Here is an 18,904-nt window from a genome sequence, read left to right on the forward strand (position 1 = left end):
TGCAAGCGCTGCACCCGCAAGGGCAGCCGGATTATAAGCACGCCCGTCCTACGCCGGGCGATGGCGGTCATACGGGAATCGAGAGTGTCAGTCGGAAAAGGCCTGTTCGTTACATTCGAAGGCGGCGAGGGGGCCGGGAAATCCACCCAGATTCGCCTGCTTGCCGATTCCCTGCGTGACCGCGGCGTAACGGTTCTGACCACGCGCGAGCCCGGCGGCTCGCCGGGGGCGGAGGCGGTGCGGCATGTGCTTCTTTCCGGTGCGGCGCAGGAGTTTGGCGTGCGCATGGAAGCGATCCTTTTTGCCGCCGCACGAAGCGATCATGTCGAAGAAGTCATTCGGCCGGCGCTTCTGAACGGCACCGTCGTCCTGTGCGACCGATTCATGGACTCTTCGCGCGTCTATCAGGGCGTGACCGGCAACCTGGAACCGTCCTTCATCGAGGCTCTGGAGCGGGTCGCGATCAACGGCGTAACCCCCAATTGCACCATCATCTTCGACCTGCCCGCATCCGTCGGTCTTGACCGTGTAAGGCGCCGCGCCGCCGTGGCGGATGCGCCGGCCGGCGAGGAGGTCGAACTCGACCGGTTCGAGAAGGAAGAACTCGAAACGCATGAAAAGCGCCGTGAGGCCTTCCTTGATATCGCCAGAGCCGACCCCAGGCGCTGCCATGTGGTCGACGCGACAGCGAGCGCCAGCGACATTGCCGCAGCCGTGCTTGCGATTGTCGAGCCGTTGCTGTCGGCGGGCGGCGATGGACCGGAAACGGAAGCGGCGCAATGAGCAGCGATCGATTTGACGTTCTGGACGGCGCAGTACCGCCAGCCGAGAATACCAAGCTCTTCGGTCATGCCGAAGCGGAGCATTTTCTGGCGCAAAGCTACCGGTCGGGAAAGGGGCACCATGCCATCCTCATCGAAGGGCCAGCGGGTATCGGCAAGGCGACGCTTGCCTTCCGCTTCGCCAACCATGTGCTGACCTATCCCGATCAGTCTCTGGCGCCGGCGGAGCTCACCGATCCCGATCCAACCTCGATCGTCAGCCGGCAGATCGCGTCAGGCGCGTCGCACAACCTTTTGCATCTGACGCGACCGGTCGACGACAAGACCGGCAAGGTCAAGAGCGCCATCACCGTCGATGAAGTACGCCGGGCGGGCAAATTCTTCTCGCAGACATCCGGGACCGGCAACTGGCGCATCGTCATCGTCGATCCGGCCGACGACCTCAACCGCAACGCCGCCAATGCGATCCTGAAAATTCTCGAAGAGCCGCCGAAGCGCTCGCTGTTCCTGGTGCTGACGCATGCGCCGGGCAAGCTTTTGCCGACGATCCGTTCGCGCTGCCTGCCACTGCAACTGAAGCCGCTGGCGCCTGACGCTTTGCGCGACGCTATGACCAATCTCGGCTTTGACCATTCCGGCCCGGACGCACAAAAGGTGCTTGCGGCGGCGGATGGCAGTGTCTCGGAAGCGTTGAAGCTGATCAATTATGGTGGTCTCGATATCATGACTGCCTTCGAGACGATCCTTGCCGGGCAGGGACCGGCGATCCGCAGGGATATGCACAAGCTCGCCGACGTTCTGTCGGCCAAGGACAACGAGACCATTTTCGATTTCTTTTCCGCGCTGGCCAGCGGACATATCATGCGGGTGGCGCGACAGGCGGCTGTTGCCGGCGACATCGCCCGGGCCGAACGTTTCGCGCGGCTATCGGCGACCATCGCCGAGCGGCTGTCCCTGGCGCAGGCCTATAATCTCGATCGCAAGCAGACCGTGCTTTCAATCCTCGACGACATCAAGGCAGAGTCCTTGCCGGCGGCCTGAACTTCCACTTGCGTTCGATCGCGGCGGCAAGCTGTTTCGGCATGAAAGGGAATCTCCATTTCGTTCACTTAATGTTCCTGATGCTGATGCGGCTTGTCAGGACAGCGGGCGTTTGGAAGCTGCATCTGAGAATTGCTGCGTGTGTGGCAACCGCGGACAGCTTTTCTGAGGGGTGCACTGTTTCATCCCGGCATGGGATGCGCTAATAGCCAGACACCAAACGATTAGACACAGGCCGAAACTCGATCATGACTGACACGTCCCCGTTTTACATCACCACCGCGATTTCCTATCCGAACGGCAAGCCGCATATCGGCCACGCCTATGAGTTGATTGCGACGGATGCGGTGGCCCGCTACCAGCGGCTGGACGGGCGCGACGTTTTCTTCCTGACGGGTACGGACGAACACGGCCAGAAGATGCAGCAGACGGCCCGCAAGGAAGGCATTTCGGCGCAGGAACTGGCCGACCGCAACTCCGCCGAATTCCAGAAGATGGCGGTACTCCTCAATGCCTCCAACGACGATTTCATTCGCACGACCGAGAAGCGTCACCACGAAGCCGTGAAGAACATCTGGATCCGCATGGGCGAGGCGGGCGACCTCTACAAGGACAGCTATTCCGGCTGGTATTCCGTGCGCGACGAGGCCTACTACCAGGAAGGCGAGACCGAACTGCGTGCGGACGGCGTCCGCTACGGGCCTCAAGGATCGCCGGTCGAGTGGGTGGAAGAGGCTAGCTACTTCTTCAAGCTTTCCGCCTATCAGGAAAAGCTGCTCAAGCACTACGAGGACAACCCGGACTTCATCGGCCCCGCCGAGCGTCGCAACGAGGTGATTTCCTTCGTGAAATCCGGCCTCAAGGATCTTTCCATGTCACGCACGACGTTCGACTGGGGTATTCCGGTGCCGAACGATCCGGGCCATGTCATGTATGTCTGGGTCGACGCGCTGACCAACTACATCACCGCGACCGGCTATCTCACCGATCCGGAGGGACCGCGGGCGAAATACTGGCCGGCGGACATCCACATGATCGGCAAGGACATTATTCGCTTTCACGCGGTCTACTGGCCTGCCTTCCTGATGTCGGCCGGGCTGCCATTGCCGAAGAAAGTCTTTGCGCACGGCTTCCTGCTCAACAAGGGTGAGAAGATGTCGAAGTCGCTCGGCAACGTCGTCGATCCCTTCAATCTGGTCGAGCATTTCGGCCTCGACCAGATCCGCTATTTCTTCCTGCGTGAAGTCTCCTTCGGTCAGGATGGCAGCTATAGCGAAGAGGGGATCGCGACCCGTATCAATTCCGACCTCGCCAACGGCATCGGCAACCTCGCCAGCCGCTCGCTGTCGATGATCGTCAAGAACTGCGACGGGCAGATCCCCGAATGCGGACCTCTGACCGAGGAGGACAAGGCGATGCTGTCATCGGCCGACGCGCTGCATGCCTCGACGCGCGACGACATGAACGCGCTGATGATCCACCGGGCGCTGACCTCGATCATCGCCGTGGTTTCCGAGGCCGACCGCTATTTCGCCGGCCAGGAGCCCTGGGCCTTGAAGAAAACCGATCCCGCGCGTATGGCGACCGTGCTCTACGTCACGGCCGACGTCGTGCGCCAGATTGCCATCCTGCTGCAGCCGTTCATGCCGGAATCGGCCGGAAAGCTGCTCGATCTCGTTGCCGTTCCGGCCGACAAGCGCGATTTCGCGTCTCTTGGCGAAGCGGGACGTCTCGTCGCAGGAACGGCACTGGAAGCGCCGAAGCCGGTATTCCCGCGTTACGTCGCGCCGGAAACGTAAGGACGAGCAAATGCTGATCGACACCCACTGCCATCTGGATTTCCCGGATTTCGAGGCCGAGCGCGACGCGATCGTCGAGCGCGCCCGCGAGGCCGGTGTCAGCCAGATGATCACCATTTCGACGCGGGTGAAGAGGTTCGAGACGATCCTCGGCATCGCGGAAAGCTATGCCAACGTCTTCTGCTCGGTCGGCACGCATCCGCACAACGCCGACGAGGAGCTGGATATCGAGACGGCTGATCTGGTGCGGCTTTCGGCGCATCCCAAGGTCGTGGCGATCGGCGAAGCGGGGCTCGATTATTTCTACGACAATGCGCCGCGCGATGCACAGACAATCGGCCTGCGCCGCCATATCGCCGCTGCGCGCGAAACCGGCCTGCCGCTGGTGATCCACAGCCGCTCGGCGGACGAGGACATGGCGGCAATCCTGACGCAAGAAACAGGGAAGGGGGCCTTCCCTTTCCTGCTGCACTGTTTTTCCTCCGGTCCCGATCTGGCCAAGGTCGGCGTTGAACTCGGCGGCTACATTTCCTTCTCCGGTATCCTGACCTTTCCGAAGTCCGAGGAACTGCGCGAGATCGCCAAGACCGTGCCGCACGACCGGATGATCGTCGAGACGGACGCGCCGTATCTGGCGCCGAAACCATTCCGCGGCAAACGCAACGAACCGGCCTATGTTGCCCATACGGCGCGGGTCCTAGCCGAGACCATCGGCGTTTCAACGGAGGAAATCGCCGCGATTACCACCGAAAACGCCTTCCGCGTTTTCTCGAAGATGCCGAGGCTCTAAGGTGGCGGTGAGGCGGGTCTTCACCATTCTCGGCTGCGGCTCGTCTCCCGGCGTCCCGCGCATCAATGGCGACTGGGGCGCTTGCGACCCGGCCAATCCCAAAAACCGCCGCACACGGGCATCGTTACTTGTCGAGCAGATCGGTCCGGACGGCGGAACAACAACCGTCGTCATCGACACCGGACCGGATTTTCGCGCGCATATGATCGCGGCAAAGGTAAAGAACGTGGACGCGGTGTTCTACAGCCATGCCCATGCCGATCACATTCACGGTATCGATGACCTGCGCGGATACGTCCAATTTACAGGCAAACAAATGCCGATCTGGGGCGATGCCGTAACGCTCGCACGCATTCGCGAGGCTTTTCGCTACTGCCTGGAAACGCCGCCCGGCAGCAGCTATCCGCCGATCGTCGAGGCAACGATCATCGATCCGTCGTTGCCGTCGATCACGATCACCGGCTCCGGTGGCGCGATCGTCTTTCAGCCTCTGCTGCAGCACCACGGCGGCATCGTGTCCCTCGGTTTTCGCATCGGCGATTTCGCCTATTGCAGCGATGTCAGCAATTTCCCTGAGGACACGATCGCCAAGCTTTCGGGGCTCGACACGCTGGTGATCGATACGCTGCAATACACGTTCCACCCCAGCCATCTGTCGGTCGAACAGTCGCTCGGCTGGATCGAACGCTTTGCGCCGAAACACGCCGTGCTGACCCATATGCATACGCCGCTCGACTACGAGACGCTGATGCGCGAGACGCCGGATCATGTGGAGCCGGCCTATGACGGGATGCGGCTGGAATTCGACGTGACCGATGAAGTCGGCCCGATCAGTTGAAATAGGGTTCCAGGTTACGGCGGATACGATCGAGAACGGTGGTGCCGGAAAGATCGGCTACGAAACGCTGGCCGGTGATCGTCTCGTAGGCCTCGATATAGACTTTCGAGGTCTGTTCGATGAGGTCGGCCGGAATTTCCGGGATCGGGTCCTTGTAGGGATCGCAACGTTCGGTCACCCAGGCGCGCACGAAGTCCTTGTCGAAGCTCTTCGGCCGCGCGCCAGAGGCAAAGCTTTCTGCGTAGCTCTCGGCAATCCAGTAGCGGCTGCTGTCGGGCGTGTGGATCTCGTCGGCAAGAACGATACGGCCGTCCTTGTCGGTGCCAAATTCATATTTGGTATCGACGAGAATGAGGCCACGTTCGGCGGCCCGCTCCTGGCCACGCTGAAACAGCGCCAGCGCGTAGCGGGATACGGTTTCCCATTGTTCCGGCGTCAGCAGTTTCTGCGACAGGATGTCAGCGGCGGAGAGTGGCTCGTCATGGCCGCCGTCAAAGGCCTTGCTGGTCGGCGTGATGATCGGCTGCGGAAGCTTCTCGTTGTTCTTCAGGCCGTCCGGCAGCCGGATGCCGTACATGTCGCGTTCGCCGTTGCGGTATTTGGTCAGGATCGATGTGCTGGTCGTGCCTGCCAGATAACCGCGCACGACAACCTCGACCGGCAGGATATCCAGCCGCGTGCCGATAACGACGTTGGGGTCCGGATAGTCTATGACGTGGTTCGGGCAGATATCGGCCGTTTCCTCGAACCAGTAGCGCGCCGTCTGCGTCAGCACCTGGCCTTTGAACGGGATCGAGGTCAGGATCACGTCGAAGGCGCTCAGCCGATCCGTCGCAATGATGATCCTGCGGCCATCCGGCAGATCGTAGTTCTCACGAACCTTGCCCTTGTAGCGTCCCGGCAATTCGGGAATGAAAGCGTCTGAAAGAATGCGCAAATCGCTCATCGGGTCCGGTCTTTCGCTGACGGTTGAGATTGCTGTCGCTTAAGCCTTGAGGACGGCGATGGTCAAGCGGAAGGCCGGAACAATTCAGTCCCGCAGGTTCGAAATAATGCCGTTTGACAGCCGTAGTTGCTTGCGTGACTGGATCGTCAATCATTGGCTTTGGTACGCCCAACGGGACTCGAACCCGTGTTACCGCCGTGAGAGGGCGGCGTCCTAACCGCTAGACGATGGGCGCTCGGGGCCATTGGTAGCCGCGTGTTGTAGCACCGCCACCGCAAGACATTCAGCAACATACAACAAATGAGAAGATTACAAAATGGCCGTCGTAGTTCCATAATGTTGATTATCTGATGCAGACATGTAGCCGGGGTGGGTTCAAGGATGAAGTGCGACTTGCAATAGATAACAATGGCTTATCAGTTGCAAGGAACGGCCCATGAAGCGCACCTACTCCCAGATCGATATGGATGAACGCCGCAAGATCGCTCGTTGGCGAATGGCCGGCATCGGTGTCGAGGTGATTGCCGAGAAACTCGGACGGCATCGCTCGACGATCTATCGCGAGCTTAAACGCAATACGTTCCAGGATCACGAGTTTCCGGAATATAGCGGCCATTACAGCGGTATCGCCAACGACATGAGCAAGGAACGCCGACAGGCTTCCCCACAGCACAGGCATGCCACGACCCGGCTGGCTACCCGGCTCGGGCTAGCCCGACAACCGCTGGCTTCTCGTCCAGCAGCATCCGGACAGACGTCGGCGGAACGTGGCCAACGTCATTTTTTCACGGGCCTCCGCACCTTTCCACGCCGCTCATTGACCTCGCATAAAGGCCTGCATCTCCTCGGTTGTCACCTTGCCATCCTTGTTGGCGTCGACTTTATCGAATATCCGCTTATGGATCGTCGTGACCTCCTCGAAGGAAAGTGCCCCGTCTCCATCGACATCCGCGACGGCGAACATGATCGTCATCATGTGACCCCGCATCGCCCCCCCGCGCATTCCACCGTGTCTCCCCCCCGTCATTGCGCCCGGCATCATCTCTGAGGCGTCAGGCTGCGCATCTTGGCCCTCGGCCGGGGCCGTCTGCCCGAAGGTCACGGTCGTTGTGCTGGCTGAAAAAAGCGTGGCGGCAATGGCCATGCATGCCAATTTTCTCGACGTCATGTGCGTTCTCCTTGTTGGATGTAGGAACTGTTCGGCCAACCAGAGGCATTTGCTACGGCACTTTCGTTTTTCGCCGCAACGTCAATAATAAATCAATTACCCCTGAAATGAACTGGCCGCTTTGCGCTACATCAATCCCCGGTTCAAAGACAACGCCCTCAACCATGGTTGTCACGAACAGTTTATTGATTAATGCATTAATTTATATATGTTTGATATATCATTGATATATATATAATATTTTTTACATCGGCGCTTGTTGACTGATCCAATGGGACAGAAACCATTTCTGCTCATTAGGTGTAGGATATTTCATGTTCAGCAAGGAGACGGGGCAATGATCCGGACGTTCAGAGCCTGCGCATGTGCAATCTTGATGATCTCGGTGTCGTTGGCGCGCGCGGCGGAACCGGTCGATACGGTCCAGTCGATCATCCAGAGCCAGATCGAGGCTTTTCTCAACGACGATGCGGAGACGGCCTATTCCTTCGCCTCGCCGCAGATCAAGCGCAAGTTTCCTGACAAGAACATCTTCTTTGACATGGTGAAGCGCGGTTACGCTCCGGTGTACCGACCGGGCAATTTCGCGTTCGGACGCAGCAAGGTCGAGGGCGATACGGTCGTGCAGGAGGTGTTGATTTCAGGGCCGGACGGCAAGAACTGGACGGTGCTCTACTTCCTCGTCAGGCAGCCGGACGGTACTTACAAGATCAACGGCGTGGAGATGCTACAGCAGGCCCCCGGCCGCGAAATCTAACCAGTCTCAGGCGGCCTGCTTCGCTTCGGCCTCGCCGCGCGCCCAAGCCTCCTTCGTCTCGGCCATGAAATCGGCATAACGCCCCAGTTCGATCGCCTGGCGGATACCGGCCATGAGGTCCTGATAGTAGAACAGGTTGTTCCAGGTCAAAAGCATGCCGCCGAGCGACTCGTTCGAGCGCACCAGGTGGTGCAGATAGGCGCGCGAATAGTCGCGCGACGCCGGGCAGCAAGACTGCTCATCCAGCGGCCGCCTATCTTCAGCGTGGCGGGCGTTGCGCATGTTGATGCGGCCGTGGCGGGTGAAGGCCAGGCCATGGCGACCGGAACGGGTCGGCATCACGCAATCGAACATGTCGATGCCCCGCGCGACCGATTTCAGGATATCGTCCGGCGTGCCGACGCCCATCAGGTAACGCGGTTTCTCCACCGGCAGGTAGGGGCAGGTCGTGTCGATCATGTCGAGCATCACCGCCTGCGGTTCGCCAACTGCAAGGCCGCCAATGGCATAGCCCTTGAGATCGAGCCCCGACAACGCGTCCGCAGAGCGTTCGCGCAACGCGGGAATGTCTCCGCCCTGAACGATGCCGAACATCGCCTTGCCGGGCTGATCGCCAAAGGCGACCTTGCAGCGTTCGGCCCAGCGGAACGACATTTCCATCGCCCGTTCGATATCCTTCGGCTCCGCCGGCAGACGGACGCATTCGTCGAGTTGCATCTGGATGTCGCTGCCCAGAAGGCCCTGAATCTCGATCGAGCGCTCCGGCGACATATGATGCACCGAGCCGTCGACATGGCTCTTGAAAGTCACGCCCTTCTCGTCGAGCTTGCGCAGGCCGGCGAGCGACATGACCTGGAAGCCGCCCGAATCGGTGAGGATCGGGTAAGGCCAGCGGATCAGCTCATGCAGGCCACCGAGCTTGGCGACACGCTCCGCCCCCGGCCGCAGCATCAGATGATAAGTGTTGCCGAGGATGATGTCGGCGCCCAGATCGCGCACCTGGTCGAGATACATCGCCTTGACCGTTCCGACCGTACCGACCGGCATGAAGGCCGGCGTGCGGATGTCGCCACGCGGCATCGATACCGTGCCGCGGCGAGCTTTGCCATCGGTGGCGAGCAGATTGAACTGAAATGTCTCGGTCATGGATTATCCCGGAAAAGCAGGCTGGAATCGCCGTAGGAATAGAAGCGGTAGCCGTGGTCGATCGCGTAGGCATAGGCGCGCCGCATCGTCTCAAGGCCGCTGAATGCAGAGACGAGCATGAACAGCGTCGATTTCGGCAGGTGAAAATTGGTCATCAGCATATCGACGGCGCGGAAGCGGTAGCCGGGCGTGATGAAGATGCCGGTCGGGCCAGACCATGACCTGATCTCGCCGTTCTCCTCGGCCGCGCTCTCAACCAACCGGAGGGAGGTTGTTCCGACGCAGACGATGCGCCCGCCCCTCGCCTTCACTGCATTGAGCCGCTCGGCCACATCCGCGCCGACATGGCCGATCTCCTCGTGCATGACGTGATCATCCGTGTCATCGACCTTCATCGGCAAAAACGTACCCGCGCCCACATGGAGCGTCACGAAGTGGCGCTCTATACCCATGGCATCCAATGCCGCGAAAAGCCGGTCGGTGAAATGCAGCCCTGCGGTCGGGGCAGCGACGGCGCCCTGCTCGCGCGCATAGACCGTCTGGTAATCGGTGCGGTCCTTTTCGTCCTCCGGGCGCTTGGAAGCGATATAGGGCGGCAATGGGACATGACCGACAGCAAGGATCGCTTCATCAAGCGCCGGTCCGGACAGGTCGAAACGCAGCGTCACCTCGCCAGCCTCGCCTTTTTCCTCGACGATTGCATCAAGCGAACCCAGCAGGCAGGTGTTCGAGCCGTGGCCGAATTCGATGCGGTCGCCAGGCTTCAAGCGTTTGGCGGGCCTGGCAAAGGCTTTCCAGCAGTCAGGTGCCGCGCGCATGTGCAAGGTAAGCGACACTTCGGTTACGATGTCCCCACCGCGCCGGCGCAGGCCTTCGAGCTGCGCTGGGATGACCTTCGTATCGTTGAACACCAGTGCGTCGCCGGGGCGCAGGAAGGACGGCAGATCCAAAACGCCGTGATCGGAAAGCGGCTCCTGCTGTTGCGGCCGGACGACGAGCATACGTGCGCTGTCGCGCGGGCTTGCAGGCCTCAGCGCAATGTTTTCCTCGGGGAGATCGAAATCGAACAGGTCGACGCGCATCAACAGTCTTCTTTAAACGGCAAACCCGCCCCGGCGCCCTGTTCGGGCGATCCGGGACGGGTTGTTGATTAGCCCAGATCAGGCGTTGGCGGCAAGTTTCATCGAAACAATGCTGTCGGGATCCTTGACCGGCTCGCCGCGCTTGATCTTGTCGACATTTTCCATGCCGGAGATCACCTGGCCCCAGACGGAATACTGCTTGTTGAGCCAGGGGCTGTCGGCAAAGCAGATGAAGAATTGCGAGTTGGCAGAGTTCGGCATCTGGCTGCGGGCCATGGAGCAGGTGCCGCGGACATGGCTCATATTGGAGAATTCAGCCTTCAGGTCCGGCTTGGAAGAGCCGCCCATGCCGGCGCGAGCCGGGTTGAACTGCTCGCCGCCCTTCTTGCCGAACTGCACGTCGCCGGTCTGCGCCATGAAGTCGTCGATGACGCGGTGGAATACGACGCCATCATAGGCACCTTCGGCGCACAGTTCCTTGATGCGGGTGACGTGGCCCGGCGCCAGGTCCGGCAGAAGCTGGATTACGACCTGCCCCTTGGTGGTTTCCATGATGATGGTGTTTTCCGGATCCTTGATCTCGGTCATGGCATTTCTCCTTGTTGGAACTCAGTTTACTTGCCGACCTTGACGCTGATCATGCGGTCGGGATCGGTGACGGAACCGTTGTTGGCCTCGTCACCCATCTTGATCTTGTCGACGTTCTCCATGCCTTCGACGACCTGACCGACGACCGTGTACTGGCCGTTCAGGAAGGAGCCGGGTGCGAACATGATGAAGAACTGCGAATTGGCGGAGTTCGGATCCTGGCTGCGGGCCATGCCGACCGTGCCGCGCTCAAAGGGGACCTTTGAAAACTCGGCTTCGACATCCGGCTTGGAAGAACCGCCCGTGCCGGCCATATCCGCCTTGAAGTCCTTTTCCATATTGCCGTACTGGACATCGCCGGTCTGGGCCATGAAACCGGGGATCACGCGGTGGAAGGCGACATTGTTGTATTCGCCGGCCTCCGCCAGTTCCTTGATGCGGGCAACGTGCTTCGGCGCGACATCGGGCAAAAGTTCGATCACGACCGGGCCGTCCTTCAGCTGGATCGTGATGTATTCCTTGGCCTGGGCAAAGGCATTGCCGGTCAAGGAAGCAAGAGCAACTGCGCCTGCGAAAGCGAGGTGGAGGATTTTCATGCTAGCTCCCGTAAAAATTGATTGGACCGCGTCAGGACTTGCGCTTGGCGCTGAGCGCTTGGTGAACGGCCTTGGGCACAAAGGCGCTGACATCGCCACCCATCGCCGCGATCTGGCGGACCAATGTGGCAGTAATGGGCCGCGATGCCGTTCCGGCCGGTAGAAACAGGGTCTGGATGTCGGGCGCCATCTGCCGGTTCATGCCCGCCATCTGCATTTCGTAGTCGAGATCGGTGCCGTCGCGCAGGCCGCGAACCAGAAGCGAGGCGCCATGCTGTCGCGCCGCGTCGACCACCAGATTGTCGAAGGAGACGATCGAGATATCGCCGGCTCTCTCGGGAAGAAACTCGCTCAGCGACTGACGGATGAGTTCTGCCCGTTCCTCGAACGAAAACAGCGGCGTCTTGCCGGGATGGATGCCGATCGCGACGATCACCTTCGGTGCCACGTTCAGCGACTGGACCAACACGTCGAGATGGCCGTTGGTCATGGGATCAAAGGAGCCGGGATAAAAAGCAGTGGTCATCGCGCCTGTTTCCGTTTCGAAGCCTTTTGTCACGGACCGTGGGCAATCGCAAGGGAGCCCTTCGCTACGGTTGCGTGTTCCCCCGGAAACAGCGGGCGGGCCGGATGAGCGCTAAATGAATGTAACGTTCAAGGCTGCTTCAGAGAGAATTGAGTATTTGAAGAAACACGAATGGAACTTTTCTGGAGAAGCGCCGTTCCTCAAGTGAAAGGATCACGTCTATGGCACTTATTCTACTTCTTTCGATGATCATGTTTTTCGCCATGCTTTTTGCAACGGCAAACGCAATCAGAAGCGAGGTGCGTAACGAACGCGCTGATTTCTTGCGCGATCGTCTCATAAAATAAGGAAGTTTCGCCATGGCGATCACAATGATGCTCATATCTGCAATCGTCAGTCTTGTGTTCCTGGTCGATTTTGCCCGGACTATTCTCGATCTTCAGCGCGAACGGGTTGCGATGAAGGACAGCAGCCAGAATGCCGGCGGCTTCAGCGTTTGACGAGCCGCCAGACAGTCGAAAGTTTTATCCCCGATACAGCAGCACCTCCAGTGCCGCTGAATTGAAAACCGGACGGTTCCCCTGCCAGTCCGGTTTTTCTTTGCCCTGTTTGGGGTTGGATTAGTTCCACCCGCGATAGCTGAGGCAGCCGCTGCTTCTCGCTGGAAAAATCAGCGGAAAACCCGCCGCATAGAGGCTGCCGACATAACCCGCCCGATCGCTGGCAAGGACGGCGAAATAGCTGTTCCATCTCAGGATGAAGATGCCTTCCGGCAGTTGTCCGGCGGTAAGAAAGCGATCCGGAATCAGGACCAGCGCGCCCGGGGCCTGTTCGGTCACGCAAAACACTGCCGCCATCGCAACATACCATAGAAGGACGATGGCAATCGTCGTTGCAACGAACCTGGCAGCTCTAATAGTCAAAGACGTGTTCCACACCCGGGTCAGCCAAGGGGACGTTTCGCAGCAAGCTCGCCAGTTCGTTTACCTTGAGCGCGACCAGCAATCTGGTGCCGTCAAAACCGTCCCGCCGGACGCGGGCAGTGACGGTGCCCGGCAGCCCGGCCAGCGGCTGGTCTGGCTTTTCGGTGACGGAAACCATGATGTCATCATTGCCGGCGATCTCGCGGATCGCGCCGCCTTTCTGCGCGATTGCGACCAGTATCTTGGTGAACAGGTCGTAGCGTGGCGTTTCTATTTCGACATCGCCGCCGTTTTCACCGATCACTTTCAGCCCGGGGATATTCGCCAGCTCGCTCGGGTCCAAGCCACTGACAACGCTGCGGATTTCAAGCTGCGCCGCGCCTGTGGTTCCGGCAACGGCATTGGCAATCATTCCAGCGTAGAACGTCTTTGCCCACCACTCGGTTCCGAGCGCAAACCGGCGTTCCCGGCCCCGCACTGGATCGGTCTGCGGTGCCTCTTCGAGCTTCCTGATCTGGCTCTCGAAGGGATATTTGTACCACGGGGTCTGACGCAGGAATTCGGCGTAGTCCACTGCCATTCCGGCAGCCACCTGATCCTGGGGGGTTTTCTTGTCACCGCGCAGCATCGCCGTCAGGCGGCCGATCGTTTCCTCGTAAGCCGCCTTGAGCGCCATTTCGAGCGTGAAGCTGACGCCGATCGTGTGGATCGTCATGCGCGTCGCGGAATCGGCGCCGCCGTGCGCATCGGCAACCTTGGTCAGAGCGCAAGCCGACGTCCAGAACCCCTTGACGCTTGAGACATAGTCGAACGCGTATTCATCGCCTGTCTTCAGCGTTTGCGCCAACCCGTCATAGGCATAGACGATGTGCCATTCCGGATACGTCAGGAAGGTGTTCGCTTCGCGCCGGTGGAAGGCCGCATCCTTGATCAGCGGCGTGTAAGGCTCTTCCGTCCTTTCGCCATGACAGAAAGCCTCGATATAGCCAACGGGACTGAGAAGCAGCAGGGTCACCAGCAGGATGGCCGCGAGGCTCCATTTGAGGAGCTTCCAAAGCACGCGCATCACGCCGTCGCCTCCTTGCCGAATGCAAGGGCAGAGAAGACGGCGAATCCTCCCAGGGCCAGATGTGGCAGGTTGGCGAGAATCTTGAAGCCGAAGGGCAGATCCTGAATGCCATAGTTGATGATGCCGAGGTCAAGATAACCGGAGCCGGTGATCAGGCCGAGCAAGCCGTCACCAAAGTAGAGAATGCCGAAATAGAGAAGAAAGCTGCGCGCCGCCCGACTTGAAAGCCAAGCAGCGATTGCAGCCCAGGCGGCGGACGCAACATGCAGGCTGTCATCATAGATATCGAGAGCGAAGATGCCGAAGGCCCTGCCCTGATCGTCGGTCAATCCGGGGATGTAGTTCAGCGACGCGGCGCCGAGAAGCGCAATGGCATAGAAGGCGGCGATGATACGCAGTTTCCCCACGAGGGATCCTTTCACAGTCTGGCGAGATAGGCGTCCCACAAATGATTGCGGAAAAGAAGGCCCTTGTCGAATTCGCGCTTGCTCGCTGCAAAGGAAGCGGTGCGCGGATAGGCGCGAACGAACTGATCGATCGAGGCATGCGGGCGATAAGGCAGATAGTAGGTGCCGCCGATGGCGAGCACCCGTTCGATCAGTTCCTTCGTCATGCGGGCCATGTCCGCCTCCCCCCGCACGGTTTTCTCCTGGGAAAACAGCATGACGGCTGCGATACGTGGCTCGGTCGCGTAGGCCAGCACGCTGTCTCGGTCGGTATCGACGTAGCGCAGTGTGACATTCAGCAATTGCTGGAAGGAGGCCGGGATGACATCGCGGCACAGCGCCACGAATTCGGCAAACCGGGACGGTGCCACGAAATATTCGTGGAGGATGTCGGAGCGCAGCGGATCGAGATCGTCAAGGGTGACGACGGGCTCGTTCATCAAGCTGTTGCGCGTCGATGCCCCGGCAATCGCCGGGCCGAGCGAGGTCTCGGTCCACCAGCGCATATGTTTCATTCCGTCCGAACCGACCTGCCGGCGGAAGATTTCGCGGGAGACGCGGCTGACGAAGCCTGAACCGGTTGCGGCGGGAAGGTCTGACTGGTCAGCACTCGGCCGGTAGGTAATCAGCAGGCCATCCTCGAAGAACCGGTCGAGCGAGACATCCAGGCGACCGTAGGCCATCTGGATTGACGGGTCGGAAGCCAGCACCTCGGCAAACCGCTTGCCAAGATCGGCGCCAAATACGCGTTCGAAACGGGGTTCAAGGCGGCTGTTCGGTACCATGTCGAGTTCGAGCTCGGTGATCACGCCGAAAAGGCCGTAGCCGCCCATGGCATGCCGGAAGAGTTCGGCGTTCTCGTTTCGAGAGCATGTCACATGCGTTCCGTCCGCGAGCAGCATCTTCAGCGAACGCACGGTACAGCCGCAACCGCTGAAGCGCACGGGCCAGCCATGCGCATTGACGCTATAAGTGCTGGCAACGCCGAAATCATTGTTCGACTGCATCACGGCCGGCGAAAAGCCGATCGCATCAAGCCTGGCAATGACGGTCGACCAGCGCGTGCCGGCGGCAACCCGGTAGGTCTTGGATGCCGGGTCGGCTTCCAGCCATTGCTGATCCAAGGTCAACACCGAGCCGTTTTTCGCAAGGCTTTGGCCACCCATGGAATGGCGGGCGGCACTGGCAATGAACGGCCGGCTGGCACCTTGCGCCTCGGCCATCAGCGCCCGGATGTTTTCGACTGCCTCACCCCTCGGATCGGCAGTGACGATCATGTGCTTTGCAACCGGCGTCGGCGACAACTCACTGGCGTCATTGAGGAGAATGCCCCCCTTGTCGGACTGCCCTGCCGCGGGAAAAACCGGGCCTGTGGCGCTTATCGGAGCAAGAAGGGTGCGCCCGGCATAAAGCCCGATGCCCGCGGATACCCCAGCCAACAGCGCGCGCCGCGTCAATCGCCCCATGAATTCCCCGCCCCTTGCACCGGTTGCCCATATGGGAATCACGTCTGTAACGGTGCGGCAACAGGATGAATTCGTGGACGAAGAAATTCAATGGCAAAGAAAAACCGGGCGACAGGCTCGCCCGGTTTTCATCTTGGCAGTATCGAAGAACCGTTATTCGTCGGTTGCGGCGGGCGGCTCGGCTTCCGGCACCTGCGCGGCGATCTCGTCTTCCTCGTCGGATTCCGGTTCGCTGATGCGCTCGACCGAAACCACCTTCTCGTCCTTGGCCGTCGAAAAGATCGTCACACCCTTGGTCGCACGGCTGGCGAGGCGGATGCCGCCCACCGGCACGCGGATCAGCTGGCCGCCATCCGACACCAGCATGATCTGATCATTGTCTTCAACCGGGAAGGCTGCGACGAGCTCGCCGATTTCGCCCGTCTTCGAGGTGTCCGTCGCGCGGATGCCCTTGCCACCGCGGCCTGAGGTGCGGAAGTCGTAGGTGGACGATCGCTTACCGTAGCCCTTGACCGAAACCGTCAGCACGAACTGTTCGCGCGCCTTCAGTTCCTCATAACGGGCCTCGTCAAGCTGGCCGTCTTCGGCCACTTCTTCGCCAACCAGCGTGATTTCCTCGTCCTCACCGGTCGCAGCGCGCCGCTCCGCCGCAGAGCGCTTCAGATAGGCGGCACGTTCCCACGGCTCTGCCCCGACATGGCCGACAATGGTCATAGAGATGATCCTGTCGTTTTCGCCCAGCGAAATGCCGCGAACGCCGATCGAGTTGCGGCCGGCAAAGACACGCACGTCATCGACCGGGAAGCGGATGCACTGGCCGAGAGCCGTCGTCAGAAGGACGTCATCCTGATCGGTACAGGTCTCGACGGAGAGGATTTCATCGCCCTCCTCCTCGAGCTTCATGGCGATCTTGCCGTTGCGGTTGACCTGGACGAAATCCGACAGCTTGTTGCGCCGGACCGTACCGCGGGTGGTGGAGAACATCACGTCGAGGTTCTCCCACGTCGCCTCGTCCTCGGGCAGCGGCATGATGGTGGTGATTCGCTCGCCAGCTTCGAGCGGCAGCATGTTAATCAGCGCCTTGCCGCGCGACTGCGGCGTGCCGATCGGCAGACGCCAGACCTTCTCCTTGTAGACGATGCCGCGCGAGGAGAAGAACAGGATCGGCGTGTGTGTGTTGGCGACGAAAAGCCTCGTCACGAAATCCTCGTCGCGCGTTGCCATGCCGGAGCGGCCCTTGCCGCCGCGACGCTGCGCCCGGTAGGTCGTCAACGGCACCCGCTTGATATAGCCGAGGTGGGACACGGTGATGACCATGTCTTCCTGAGCGATCAGGTCCTCGTCGTCCATGTCCGGACCGCCTTCGACGATCTCGGTGCGGCGCGGCGTGCCGAATTCGTCGCGGACGGCGGCGAGCTCGTCCTTGACGATCGTCATGATGCGGATGCGCGACGACAGGATGTCGAGATAATCGCTGATCTCGGTGCCGATCTTGTTGAGTTCGTCACCGATTTCGTCGCGGCCAAGTGCCGTCAGTCGGGCGAGACGTAGTTCGAGGATCGCCCTCGCCTGCTCTTCCGACAGGTTGTAGGTGAGGTCCTCGTTGATGCGGTGACGCGGATCGTCGATCAGCCGGATCAGGCTCTCGACATCGGCTGCCGGCCAGCGGCGCGTCATCAACTGTTCGCGGGCCGTCTGCGGGTCCGGCGCCTCGCGGATCAGCTTGATGATCTCGTCGATATTGGCGACCGCGATGGCGAGACCGACCAACACATGCGCCCGCTCGCGGGCCTTGCGCAGCAGGTACTTCGTGCGACGGCTGATGACTTCCTCGCGGAAGGCGACGAAGGCGCGCAGCATGTCGAGCAGCGTCATCTGCTCCGGCTTGCCGCCGTTCAGCGCCACCATGTTGCAGCCAAAGGAGGTCTGCAGCGGCGTGTAGCGATAGAGCTGGTTGAGGATGACCTCGGCATTGGCGTCGCGCTTCAGTTCGACGACAACGCGGTAGCCCTGACGGTCGGATTCGTCGCGCAGGTCGGAAATACCCTCGATGCGCTTGTCCTTGACCAGTTCGGCCATCTTCTCGATCATCGTCGCCTTGTTCACCTGGTAGGGAACTTCGGTGATGATGATCTGCTCGCGATCGCCGCGCATCGGCTCGATGGTGGCGCGGCCGCGCATGATGACCGAGCCGCGGCCCGTCTCATAGGCCGAGCGGATGCCGGAGCGGCCGAGGATGAAGGCGGCGGTCGGGAAGTCCGGTCCGGGAATGATCTCCATCAGTTGCGGCAGTTCCAGCGCCGGATCGTCGATCAGCGCGATGCAGCCGTTGATGACTTCGACCAGATTGTGCGGCGGGATGTTGGTCGCCATGCCGACAGCGATGCCACCTGCGCCGTTGACCAGAAGGTTCGGGAACTTGGCCGGAACGACAGCAGGTTCGCTCAACGTGCCGTCATAGTTGTCGCGGAAATCGACGGTTTCCTTGTCGAGATCGTCAAGCAGCGCGTGCGCTGCCTTCTGCAACCGGCATTCGGTGTAACGCTCGGCCGCAGGCGGATCGCCGTCTATGGAGCCGAAGTTGCCCTGTCCGTCGATCAGCGGCAGGCGCAACGACCAGGGCTGCGCCATGCGCGCCAGGGCGTCGTAGATCGCCGAGTTGCCGTGCGGGTGAAATTTACCCATCACGTCACCGGTGACGCGGGCGCATTTGACGTATTTCTTGTTCCAGTCGATGCCGAGTTCGCTCATCCCGAAGAGGATGCGGCGGTGAACCGGCTTCAGACCATCGCGGACATCGGGAAGTGCACGGCTGACGATGACGCTCATGGCGTAATCGAGATACGACCGCTGCATTTCCTCCATGATGGAAATAGGCTCGATGCCTGGTGGATTCTTGCCGCCGCCGGGTGTGGTTTGTTCAGTCAATTTCGATCACGAT

At 60.5% G+C, this 18,904-nt stretch carries 20 protein-coding genes, 1 tRNA gene and 1 pseudogene; 8 read left to right on the plus strand and 14 right to left on the minus strand.

Features of this window, described 5'->3' with window-relative positions; genetic code table 11:
• The first annotated feature begins 60 nt into the window (after positions 1-60).
• The 5 genes from tmk (at position 61) to ACSQ2W_RS17330 (ending at position 5,250) form a co-directional block, all read left to right on the plus strand.
• Positions 61-783, plus strand: coding sequence for a dTMP kinase (tmk, locus tag ACSQ2W_RS17310; RefSeq protein WP_436087365.1), 723 nt, complete (start codon positions 61-63; stop codon positions 781-783).
• Positions 780-1,823, plus strand: a complete 1,044-nt coding sequence (locus ACSQ2W_RS17315) for a DNA polymerase III subunit delta' (RefSeq protein WP_436087366.1) — start codon at positions 780-782, stop codon at positions 1,821-1,823. The genes tmk and ACSQ2W_RS17315 overlap by 4 nt, the downstream gene beginning before the upstream one ends.
• A gap of 248 nt (positions 1,824-2,071) precedes the next feature.
• Positions 2,072-3,622, plus strand: coding sequence for a methionine--tRNA ligase (gene metG / locus ACSQ2W_RS17320; protein WP_436087367.1), 1,551 nt, complete (start codon positions 2,072-2,074; stop codon positions 3,620-3,622).
• Between the two features lie 10 nt (positions 3,623-3,632).
• Positions 3,633-4,412, plus strand: a complete 780-nt coding sequence (locus ACSQ2W_RS17325) for a TatD family hydrolase (protein WP_436087368.1) — start codon at positions 3,633-3,635, stop codon at positions 4,410-4,412.
• Position 4,413: 1 nt separating this feature from the next.
• Positions 4,414-5,250: an MBL fold metallo-hydrolase gene (locus ACSQ2W_RS17330; protein ID WP_436087369.1), complete on the plus strand. Its 837-nt coding sequence runs from the start codon at positions 4,414-4,416 to the stop codon at positions 5,248-5,250.
• Here the strand turns inward: ACSQ2W_RS17330 and ACSQ2W_RS17335 are convergent.
• Both ACSQ2W_RS17335 and ACSQ2W_RS17340 read right to left on the minus strand, forming a co-directional pair.
• Entirely contained in the window at positions 5,243-6,187 is a 945-nt protein-coding gene (locus ACSQ2W_RS17335) for a phosphoribosylaminoimidazolesuccinocarboxamide synthase (protein WP_436087819.1), read from the minus strand. The genes ACSQ2W_RS17330 and ACSQ2W_RS17335 overlap by 8 nt on opposite strands.
• A gap of 169 nt (positions 6,188-6,356) precedes the next feature.
• Positions 6,357-6,431, minus strand: a tRNA-Glu gene (locus ACSQ2W_RS17340).
• Between the two features lie 201 nt (positions 6,432-6,632).
• Here ACSQ2W_RS17340 and ACSQ2W_RS17345 point away from each other — a divergent pair.
• Positions 6,633-6,851: pseudogene (locus tag ACSQ2W_RS17345) on the plus strand (helix-turn-helix domain-containing protein); the annotation flags it as partial.
• A 159-nt stretch (positions 6,852-7,010) separates the two neighbouring features.
• Here ACSQ2W_RS17345 and ACSQ2W_RS17350 read toward each other — a convergent pair.
• On the minus strand, positions 7,011-7,364 hold the full coding sequence (locus ACSQ2W_RS17350) for an EF-hand domain-containing protein (protein ID WP_436087370.1): 354 nt from the start codon (positions 7,362-7,364) through the stop codon (positions 7,011-7,013).
• A gap of 337 nt (positions 7,365-7,701) precedes the next feature.
• Between ACSQ2W_RS17350 and ACSQ2W_RS17355 the strand changes: the two genes are divergently transcribed.
• The gene (locus tag ACSQ2W_RS17355; protein ID WP_436087371.1) at positions 7,702-8,121 is read left to right on the plus strand and encodes a DUF4864 domain-containing protein; all 420 of its coding nucleotides are present in this window, start codon (positions 7,702-7,704) and stop codon (positions 8,119-8,121) included.
• A gap of 6 nt (positions 8,122-8,127) precedes the next feature.
• Here the strand turns inward: ACSQ2W_RS17355 and tgt are convergent, their stop codons facing one another.
• From tgt to ACSQ2W_RS17385, 6 genes are all read right to left on the minus strand, one after another.
• Positions 8,128-9,267: a tRNA guanosine(34) transglycosylase Tgt gene (tgt, locus tag ACSQ2W_RS17360; protein WP_436087372.1), complete on the minus strand. Its 1,140-nt coding sequence runs from the start codon at positions 9,265-9,267 to the stop codon at positions 8,128-8,130.
• A complete protein-coding gene (queA, locus tag ACSQ2W_RS17365; protein WP_436087373.1) occupies positions 9,264-10,349 on the minus strand; it encodes a tRNA preQ1(34) S-adenosylmethionine ribosyltransferase-isomerase QueA in 1,086 nt (361 codons plus the stop codon). The genes tgt and queA overlap by 4 nt, the downstream gene beginning before the upstream one ends.
• Before the next feature lie 78 nt (positions 10,350-10,427).
• Positions 10,428-10,937, minus strand: coding sequence for a peptidylprolyl isomerase (locus ACSQ2W_RS17370; protein ID WP_436087374.1), 510 nt, complete (start codon positions 10,935-10,937; stop codon positions 10,428-10,430).
• A gap of 26 nt (positions 10,938-10,963) precedes the next feature.
• Entirely contained in the window at positions 10,964-11,533 is a 570-nt protein-coding gene (locus ACSQ2W_RS17375) for a peptidylprolyl isomerase (RefSeq protein WP_436087375.1), read from the minus strand.
• Positions 11,534-11,564: 31 nt separating this feature from the next.
• On the minus strand, positions 11,565-12,059 hold the full coding sequence (gene coaD / locus ACSQ2W_RS17380; protein WP_436087376.1) for a pantetheine-phosphate adenylyltransferase: 495 nt from the start codon (positions 12,057-12,059) through the stop codon (positions 11,565-11,567).
• A 139-nt stretch (positions 12,060-12,198) separates the two neighbouring features.
• Positions 12,199-12,441 carry a hypothetical protein gene (locus ACSQ2W_RS17385; protein ID WP_436087377.1) on the minus strand — a complete coding sequence of 81 codons (243 nt, stop codon included), beginning with the start codon at positions 12,439-12,441 and terminating at the stop codon, positions 12,199-12,201.
• On the opposite strand from ACSQ2W_RS17385, the gene ACSQ2W_RS17390 reads away from it, so the two are divergent.
• A complete protein-coding gene (locus tag ACSQ2W_RS17390) occupies positions 12,431-12,559 on the plus strand; it encodes a hypothetical protein (protein ID WP_436087378.1) in 129 nt (42 codons plus the stop codon). The genes ACSQ2W_RS17385 and ACSQ2W_RS17390 overlap by 11 nt on opposite strands.
• Before the next feature lie 120 nt (positions 12,560-12,679).
• Here ACSQ2W_RS17390 and ACSQ2W_RS17395 read toward each other — a convergent pair whose 3' ends face one another.
• The 5 genes from ACSQ2W_RS17395 to gyrA form a co-directional block, all read right to left on the minus strand.
• Positions 12,680-12,982 (minus strand): hypothetical protein, encoded by a 303-nt coding sequence (locus ACSQ2W_RS17395; protein WP_436087379.1) that lies wholly within the window; start codon positions 12,980-12,982, stop codon positions 12,680-12,682.
• A complete protein-coding gene (locus ACSQ2W_RS17400) occupies positions 12,972-14,048 on the minus strand; it encodes a hypothetical protein (protein ID WP_436087820.1) in 1,077 nt (358 codons plus the stop codon). The genes ACSQ2W_RS17395 and ACSQ2W_RS17400 overlap by 11 nt, the downstream gene beginning before the upstream one ends.
• The gene (locus tag ACSQ2W_RS17405) at positions 14,048-14,458 is read right to left on the minus strand and encodes a DUF4383 domain-containing protein (protein ID WP_436087380.1); all 411 of its coding nucleotides are present in this window, start codon (positions 14,456-14,458) and stop codon (positions 14,048-14,050) included. The genes ACSQ2W_RS17400 and ACSQ2W_RS17405 overlap by 1 nt, the downstream gene beginning before the upstream one ends.
• Before the next feature lie 11 nt (positions 14,459-14,469).
• Entirely contained in the window at positions 14,470-15,963 is a 1,494-nt protein-coding gene (locus ACSQ2W_RS17410; RefSeq protein ID WP_436087381.1) for an FAD-binding oxidoreductase, read from the minus strand.
• A gap of 153 nt (positions 15,964-16,116) precedes the next feature.
• Positions 16,117-18,891, minus strand: a complete 2,775-nt coding sequence (gyrA, locus tag ACSQ2W_RS17415) for a DNA gyrase subunit A (RefSeq protein ID WP_436087382.1) — start codon at positions 18,889-18,891, stop codon at positions 16,117-16,119.
• Between the last annotated feature and the right edge of the window lie 13 nt (positions 18,892-18,904).

Origin of the sequence: Pararhizobium sp. LjRoot255 (assembly GCF_964252905.1) — a bacterium.
Taxonomy (GTDB): domain Bacteria; phylum Pseudomonadota; class Alphaproteobacteria; order Rhizobiales; family Rhizobiaceae; genus Pararhizobium.

Bases quoted from the DNA above. Each gene is read 5' to 3' on its own strand.
- tmk (WP_436087365.1), top strand. From the start codon at position 61: ATGGCGGTCATACGGGAATCGAGAGTGTCAGTCGGAAAAGGCCTGTTC.
- ACSQ2W_RS17315 (WP_436087366.1), top strand. From the start codon at position 780: ATGAGCAGCGATCGATTTGACGTTCTGGACGGCGCAGTACCGCCAGCC.
- metG (WP_436087367.1), top strand. From the start codon at position 2,072: ATGACTGACACGTCCCCGTTTTACATCACCACCGCGATTTCCTATCCG.
- ACSQ2W_RS17325 (WP_436087368.1), top strand. From the start codon at position 3,633: ATGCTGATCGACACCCACTGCCATCTGGATTTCCCGGATTTCGAGGCC.
- ACSQ2W_RS17350 (WP_436087370.1), bottom strand. From the start codon at position 7,364: ATGACGTCGAGAAAATTGGCATGCATGGCCATTGCCGCCACGCTTTTT.
- ACSQ2W_RS17355 (WP_436087371.1), top strand. From the start codon at position 7,702: ATGATCCGGACGTTCAGAGCCTGCGCATGTGCAATCTTGATGATCTCG.
- tgt (WP_436087372.1), bottom strand. From the start codon at position 9,267: ATGACCGAGACATTTCAGTTCAATCTGCTCGCCACCGATGGCAAAGCT.
- queA (WP_436087373.1), bottom strand. From the start codon at position 10,349: ATGCGCGTCGACCTGTTCGATTTCGATCTCCCCGAGGAAAACATTGCG.
- ACSQ2W_RS17370 (WP_436087374.1), bottom strand. From the start codon at position 10,937: ATGACCGAGATCAAGGATCCGGAAAACACCATCATCATGGAAACCACC.
- ACSQ2W_RS17375 (WP_436087375.1), bottom strand. From the start codon at position 11,533: ATGAAAATCCTCCACCTCGCTTTCGCAGGCGCAGTTGCTCTTGCTTCC.
- coaD (WP_436087376.1), bottom strand. From the start codon at position 12,059: ATGACCACTGCTTTTTATCCCGGCTCCTTTGATCCCATGACCAACGGC.
- ACSQ2W_RS17390 (WP_436087378.1), top strand. From the start codon at position 12,431: ATGATGCTCATATCTGCAATCGTCAGTCTTGTGTTCCTGGTCGATTTT.
- ACSQ2W_RS17385 (WP_436087377.1), bottom strand. From the start codon at position 12,441: ATGAGCATCATTGTGATCGCCATGGCGAAACTTCCTTATTTTATGAGA.
- ACSQ2W_RS17400 (WP_436087820.1), bottom strand. From the start codon at position 14,048: ATGCGCGTGCTTTGGAAGCTCCTCAAATGGAGCCTCGCGGCCATCCTG.
- ACSQ2W_RS17410 (WP_436087381.1), bottom strand. From the start codon at position 15,963: ATGGGGCGATTGACGCGGCGCGCGCTGTTGGCTGGGGTATCCGCGGGC.